This is a genomic window from uncultured Microbacterium sp., from assembly GCF_937927635.1.
In the GTDB taxonomy this organism is placed as follows: Bacteria; Actinomycetota; Actinomycetes; order Actinomycetales; family Microbacteriaceae; genus Microbacterium.
In genome coordinates this window covers 43,260-49,448 of sequence record NZ_CALBRW010000046.1, presented here as the reverse complement: position 1 = coordinate 49,448, position 6,189 = coordinate 43,260, and the positions used below count along the sequence as shown (strand labels likewise).

Here is a 6,189-nt window from a genome sequence, read left to right as displayed (position 1 = left end):
GCAGGACATCCGCGTGGTGCTGTACGTCAATCAGAACACCCGCAACTTCCAGATGTTCCGGTATGGACGTCGCTGGCACGTGTTCATCAACCACGGCGAGTCCGACAAGATGTACATGACCACCAACCAGTACAAGGCGTACGACTACGCGCTGATCGCCGGGCAGGCCGCCCGCGAACGGCTCAGCCGCACGCTGTGGGACTACGACCTCGACCGTCGCACCATCGAGATCGGCCGCCCGCAGGCAGACCACTACTCCGGCACGCTGCCGTTCACGCCCGATGAGCGCACCGTCGTGCTGTACGCGCCCACCTGGGAGGGCGACCGGCCTTCGGCGCACTACGGCTCCATCGCCACGCACGGCGAGGCACTGGTGGGCGCGCTGCTGGCCAGCCCGAAGCACCGGGTCATCTACCGGCCGCACCCGCGCAGCGGCGTGGTCAGCGACGAGTACGGCGCCGCGCACCGCCGCATCCTGGCCGCGGTGGCAGAGGCCAATGCGGCGGATCCGACCGCGCACCACGTCTACGACGACGGTCCCGAGCTGGGCTGGCAGCTGGCGGTCGCTGACGTCGCCGTCGTGGACATCTCGGCGATGGTCTACGACCGGCTGGCGGCGGGCAAGCCGCTGCTGATCACCCGGCCAGCGGATGAGCGCGCTTCGATCGACGAGTCCGGCTACCTGTCGGCGTGCGAATGGCTGCCCGCGGATCGTGCGGCCGAGATCGTCGCCGAGGCCGAGCGCGTGAGTGCTGATGCGGATGCCGTGGAGCGCCTGCGCACCTGGGTGCAGCACTACTTCGGCGACACCGCGCCGGGCGTCGCTACGGCGAAGTTCCACGCCGCCATCGAGCAGCTCATGCAGAAGTGGGATGAGTGGCACGCCCGCGACGCGGCCGCCGCGGCGGAACTCGACGACGCCGACGTCAGTGACGAGGACGAGGACGAGGACGAGGACTGATGCGACTGCCTCTCGCGGAGCGCATCGCCGCACGCCTGCTGGTGCTGCCGGAGTGCGCCTCCACCAATGCCGAGCTCCGCGCACGCGTGGCGGATCAGGCGTCCTGGCCGCACCTGTCGGTGCTGCTGACCGACACGCAGACCTCCGGCCGCGGCAGGCTGGACCGCACCTGGAGCACGCCGGCCGGGACGGCGCTGGCCGTGTCGGTGCTGCTGCGCGACCTGCCCGCCGATGCGGACGCGTGGGGGTGGATCCCGCTGGCGGCGGGCGTGGCGATGACGGATGCCGTGGCCGCGCAGCTGCCCGGGCACGAGGTCGGCCTGAAATGGCCCAACGACGTGCTCGTGGACGGGCGCAAGATCTGCGGCATCCTCGCCGAGGTCGCGGGCGGCGCGGTGATCGTCGGAACCGGGATCAACACCACGATGACCGCCGCGCAGCTGCCGGTGCCCACCGCGACCTCCTTCGCCGCGCTGGGCGCAGAGGTGGATGCTGATCGGCTCCTGGCCGACTACCTCACCGGGCTGCAGCGCGGCATCCGCTCTCTGGGAACCGACGCGCTGCACGCGGAGGCGACCGAGCGCTGCCGGACCCTCGGGCAGGCCGTCACCGTGTCGCTGCCCGGCGGCTCGATCCTGACCGGCACCGCCGTGCGCCTGGCCGCCGACGGCAGGCTGGTGGTCGACGACGGCGCCGGGCTGCACGAGGTCGCCGCGGGCGATGTGGTGCACGTGCGCCGCGCCTGGGATCCGTCGCAGCGCCGCTGCTCGCGCACGGTCGGCGGCTGAGCCGGTCCGCTCACCAGGCCCGCTGAGCGCGCCTGCGCATCGAAATCGTCGCTCTCCGGGCACAATGGACACATGACCCAGCCCGTGACGCTCGGCGGACGGCCGATGATGCCGCCGCCCGGTGCGCCCGTCGAGGAGCTGCTGGTCGCCCGTTTCCGCAGTCATGCGCGTCGGCTGTTCTGGTGCGCGCTGGTGCTGATCGGCGTCGCCGGCGCGGTGGGGTTCCTGTTCGGCAACCTCACACCGCCGTTCGAGGACTGGATGCTGCTGGGCGGCGGCGTCGTCGCGCTGGTACTGCTGGTGATCGTGCCGTTCCTGGTGTGGCTGTCGCGCACGTGCACGATCACCACGCGTCGCGTGATCGTGCAGGATGGGATCGGCTCCCGCCGTCGCCGCGAGTTCTCGCACACCCGCGGCTATTCGATCGCTGTGCGCCGGGGGCCCCTCCAGCGCCTGTGGGGTGCGGGGACCATCACGCTCAGCAACGGCGTGGATGCGCCGCTGCGGCTCGTGAACGTGCCCAGCGTGAACCTCGTGCACGAGGTGCTGGCCGACCAGGTCGAGGTGAATCAGATCCTCGCGCACCGCGACGCGCAGTCCGGGTTCGCCGCCGACTGATCCTTCGCGTTCCGTTCCTCCCCGCATGCGGAAGAATGGTCACCGACGAGAGGAGCCGCGGATGACCGTGCGTGTGGGAGTGATCGGTGGGGGCCAGCTGGCCAGGATGATGATCGCCCCGGCGGTCGAGCTGGGGCTGGAGCTGCGGGTCCTCGCCGAGGACGAGGGGATGTCGGCCAAGCTCGCAGCCACCGCCGTCGGCGACTACCACGATCTGGAGACCGTGCGCGCGTTCGTGCGCGACGTCGATGTCGTCACCTTCGATCACGAGCACGTCCCGCAGGAGGTGCTGCGCGCCCTCATCGCCGACGGCGTGCAGGTGCATCCCGGTCCCGATGCCCTGCAGTTCGCGCAGGACAAGCTGCTGATGCGCCGCCGGATGGCCGAGCTCGGCATCCCGCAGCCGGACTGGGCCCCCGTGCGGAACGCGGACGAGCTGCAGGCCTTCATAGACGACCACAACGGCGGTGCGGTGGTGAAGACGCCGCGCGGCGGCTACGACGGGCACGGGGTGAGGGTCGTGCACGCCGGCACCGAGGCCGAGGACTGGTTCGCGCAGCTGGCCGACGGCGATGCGCTGCTGGTGGAGGAGCTGGTCTCGTTCACCCGCGAGCTCGCGCAGCAGATCGCCCGCCGGCCCGGTGGCGAGATGGTCGCGTACCCGATCGTGGAGACCGTGCAGCGCGACGGCGTCTGCGCCGAGGTCATCGCCCCCGCGCCCGAGGCGAGCGCGCGGCTGGCAGAGGTCGCCGAGTGGATCGGCCGCACCGTCGCCGAGGGCGTCGGCGTGACCGGGATGCTGGCCGTGGAGCTGTTCGAGACCGACGACGAGCGCATCCTCGTGAACGAGCTGGCCATGCGTCCGCACAACAGCGGGCACTGGAGTCAGGACGGCGCCGTCACCGGCCAGTTCGAGCAGCACCTGCGCGCCGTCGCGGATCTGCCGCTGGGCCGCACCGAGACGCGTGCGCCGTGGACCGTGATGGTCAACATCCTCGGAGGCCCCGCCGATGGGGCGCTGGAGGACCGGTTCGCGCAGGCGATGACCGAGCATCCGGATGCCAAGATCCACACCTATGGCAAGTCGCCGCGCCCGGGCCGCAAGGTCGGTCACGTCAACGTGTCGGGCGCCGACCTCGACGACGTGGTCTACACGGCCCGCTCCGCAGCCTCCCAGTTCCTCTGAGCATCGCCCTCAACGTCTGAGGCCGCGCCTATGGTGAATCCGGAGGGGGTGGCCACGATGCCAGAACGGCCCAAACATCCGGACAAGGAACTAGAGTCGGTCATACGAGAAGCTGAATCGCACGGTTGGAACTTCGAGAAGCGCCGGAAGTACTACGTCGGAAAGTGCGCCTGTGGCCGTCATCTGAAGACAGTTCACATGACCCCATCGGGTGGCAGGTACGTTACGAATCTTTCAGCGTGGTTCCACCGGACCGATTGCTGGAACGGAAGGGAGCCGAGATGACGAACGAGAACGAGTACGCCATCGAGGTGAAGGTCGGCACTGCGTACCCGCTCACGGAGCGTGAGTTCGTGACCGTCGCCGACGCATTCTTCGACCTCAGCGGCATCTTTGATCATGACCTGGCGACGGCTGACGACGTGCTCACTTTCAGCATGGTCACCCCTGGAGCTGACGAAGTCGAGGCACTGGCTGTCGCAATGTCGGCAGTGCGTACGGCGATCCATGCGGCAGGCGGTGCCACGCCCGGGTGGGAGACGGGCATCAGGATGCTTCGGACGATCATCGAGAAGGATGCCACTTCGGAACTCGTCTGAGCCGAGTGCTGCGCGCCGCTGCGAGGAACTCACAGCGGCGCGCCGTAGCCTGTCAGGGTGACTGAGCCGCTGCATTCCTCCAGCTCGCCCCTCGTCGGCGTCGTGATGGGTTCCGACTCCGACTGGCGCGTGATGAGCGACGCCTCGCAGGCGCTGACCGACTTCGGCATCCCGCACGAGGTCGAGGTCGTCTCGGCGCACCGCACTCCGGACAAGCTCATGAGCTACGCGCGCGAGGCGCGCGGCCGCGGCATCCGGGCGATCATCGCCGGAGCCGGGGGAGCGGCCCACCTGCCGGGCATGCTGGCGTCGATGACCGCGCTGCCCGTGATCGGCGTGCCCGTTCCGCTGGCATACCTGGACGGCATGGACTCGCTGCTGTCCATCGTGCAGATGCCCGCGGGCATCCCCGTCGCCACGGTGTCCATCGGCGGCGCGCGCAATGCCGGCATCCTCGCCGCCCGCATCCTGGGAACAGCGGATGCCGCCCTCGCAGACCGCATCGAGGCCTACGCCCGCGACCTCGAGGGCCAGGTGGAGCAGAAGAACCGGCGGCTGAAGGAAGCCCTGTGACCCTGACGGCGCCGCGCTCCCCGCAGCAGCGCACGCGTCCACTGATCGAGCAGCATCCGCTGCGGCATCCGGATGTGCAGGACTCCGCGACGATGGGGCGCCGGGCGTGGTGGCTGGTGGTGCTGAACGTGCTGGTTCCGGGTTCCGTGCAGGTGCTGGCGGGCAACCGCCGCCTGGGACGGTTCGGCCTCGGCGCGACCCTGGTGATGTGGCTGCTGGCGATCGTCGCCGCGGGGCTGGCGCTGTTCGCGCAGCTGGCCGCGATCTGGCTGTTCAGCGGCTGGCCGTCCTGGTTCGCGCTCACCATCGTTCAGGTGCTGCTGCTGGGCTACGCGCTGCTGTGGGTCGTACTGACCGTCGACACGCTGCGGCTGCTGCGGCTGGTGAAGCTGCCGGCGATCACGCGGTGGCTGGCACCGATCGCGTCGCTCCTGGTGCTCGCACTGGTCGCCTCGGGGGCCGTGTACGGCTCGGGCATCGCGGCGGCCAGCCGCGGCGCGTTCGGCAAGCTCTTCGCCAACAGCGGGCCCAGCGTGCCGCCCAGCGACGGCTACTACAACATCCTGCTGCTGGGCGCCGACAGCGGTGACGGCCGCGATTCCATGCGCTTCGACAGCATCTCGGTGGTCTCGGTCAACGCCACCTCCGGAGCTGTCACGATCACCGGCATCCCGCGCGAGCTGCCCGGGGTGCACTTCCCCGACGACAGTCCCATGCACAAGCTGTACCCGAACGGGTTCGAGGGGCACGGCTCGGCCACCTGCGGCTGGAACGGCTGGATGAACCACGTGCGCGCCGCCGCCGAGGTATGCCGTCCCGACCACGGCAAGAGCCTGTACCCGGATGCCGCCGCGCACGGCTCCACACCGGGCATCGAAGCCACCAAGGACGCGGCCGAGGGCCTGCTGGGCATCAAGATCCCGTACTACGTCTTCGTCGACATGAACGGTTTCGCCGACCTCATCGATGCGCTGGGCGGTGTGGACATCAACGTGACGGAACGGCTGCCGAAGGGCGGGCCGAAACCCGGGCAGGGTGCGAAGGACGTGAACGACTGGGCCATCGGGTGGATCGAGCCCGGTCAGCAGCACATGAACGGCGACACCGCGCAGTGGTACGCCCGTTCGCGGTACACCACGAGCGACTACGACCGGATGAAGCGGCAGCGCCAGCTGCAGGAGGCGATCCTGGCCCAGTTCACGCCGCAGAATGTGCTCACGCACTTCACCGACGTGATGAACGCCGGTACGGCGCTGGCCAGCACCGATCTGCCGCAGGACAAGCTGCCGGAGTTCTTCGACCTGATGATGAAGGCGAAGAAGCAGCCGGTCAAGCAGCTCGAGCTGACTCCGGAGAACGGCATCGCGGAGAAGACACCCGACTTCGCCCTGATCCTGAAGATGGTGAAGGACGCGCTGCATCCGCCGACTTCGACGCCCGCGCCCACGAACTGAGGGTCAGCGC

7 protein-coding genes are annotated in these 6,189 nt (G+C 69.5%); all 7 read left to right on the top strand.

The window, feature by feature from the left end; genetic code table 11:
• Positions 1–961, top strand: a 961-nt coding sequence (locus Q0568_RS17160) for a CDP-glycerol glycerophosphotransferase family protein (protein WP_298868734.1), incomplete at its 5' end; no start/stop codon positions are given.
• Positions 961–1,749 carry a biotin--[acetyl-CoA-carboxylase] ligase gene (locus Q0568_RS17155; protein WP_298868732.1) on the top strand — a complete coding sequence of 263 codons (789 nt, stop codon included), beginning with the start codon at positions 961–963 and terminating at the stop codon, positions 1,747–1,749. The genes Q0568_RS17160 and Q0568_RS17155, both read left to right, overlap by 1 nt.
• Before the next feature lie 72 nt (positions 1,750–1,821).
• Positions 1,822–2,367 carry a PH domain-containing protein gene (locus Q0568_RS17150; protein WP_298868730.1) on the top strand — a complete coding sequence of 182 codons (546 nt, stop codon included), beginning with the start codon at positions 1,822–1,824 and terminating at the stop codon, positions 2,365–2,367.
• A 25-nt stretch (positions 2,368–2,392) separates the two neighbouring features.
• Positions 2,393–3,553, top strand: coding sequence for a 5-(carboxyamino)imidazole ribonucleotide synthase (locus Q0568_RS17145; protein WP_298868728.1), 1,161 nt, complete (start codon positions 2,393–2,395; stop codon positions 3,551–3,553).
• A gap of 281 nt (positions 3,554–3,834) precedes the next feature.
• On the top strand, positions 3,835–4,152 hold the full coding sequence (locus tag Q0568_RS17140) for a hypothetical protein (protein WP_298868726.1): 318 nt from the start codon (positions 3,835–3,837) through the stop codon (positions 4,150–4,152).
• A 105-nt stretch (positions 4,153–4,257) separates the two neighbouring features.
• A complete protein-coding gene (gene purE / locus Q0568_RS17135) occupies positions 4,258–4,725 on the top strand; it encodes a 5-(carboxyamino)imidazole ribonucleotide mutase (protein ID WP_298868736.1) in 468 nt (155 codons plus the stop codon).
• Positions 4,722–6,179 (top strand): LCP family protein, encoded by a 1,458-nt coding sequence (locus tag Q0568_RS17130; RefSeq protein WP_298868724.1) that lies wholly within the window; start codon positions 4,722–4,724, stop codon positions 6,177–6,179. The genes purE and Q0568_RS17130 overlap by 4 nt, the downstream gene beginning before the upstream one ends.
• Positions 6,180–6,189: the final 10 nt, after the last annotated feature.

Bases quoted from the DNA above. Each gene is read 5' to 3' on its own strand.
- Q0568_RS17140 (WP_298868726.1), top strand. From the start codon at position 3,835: ATGACGAACGAGAACGAGTACGCCATCGAGGTGAAGGTCGGCACTGCG.
- Q0568_RS17155 (WP_298868732.1), top strand. From the start codon at position 961: ATGCGACTGCCTCTCGCGGAGCGCATCGCCGCACGCCTGCTGGTGCTG.
- purE (WP_298868736.1), top strand. From the start codon at position 4,258: ATGGGTTCCGACTCCGACTGGCGCGTGATGAGCGACGCCTCGCAGGCG.
- Q0568_RS17150 (WP_298868730.1), top strand. From the start codon at position 1,822: ATGACCCAGCCCGTGACGCTCGGCGGACGGCCGATGATGCCGCCGCCC.
- Q0568_RS17145 (WP_298868728.1), top strand. From the start codon at position 2,393: ATGCGGAAGAATGGTCACCGACGAGAGGAGCCGCGGATGACCGTGCGT.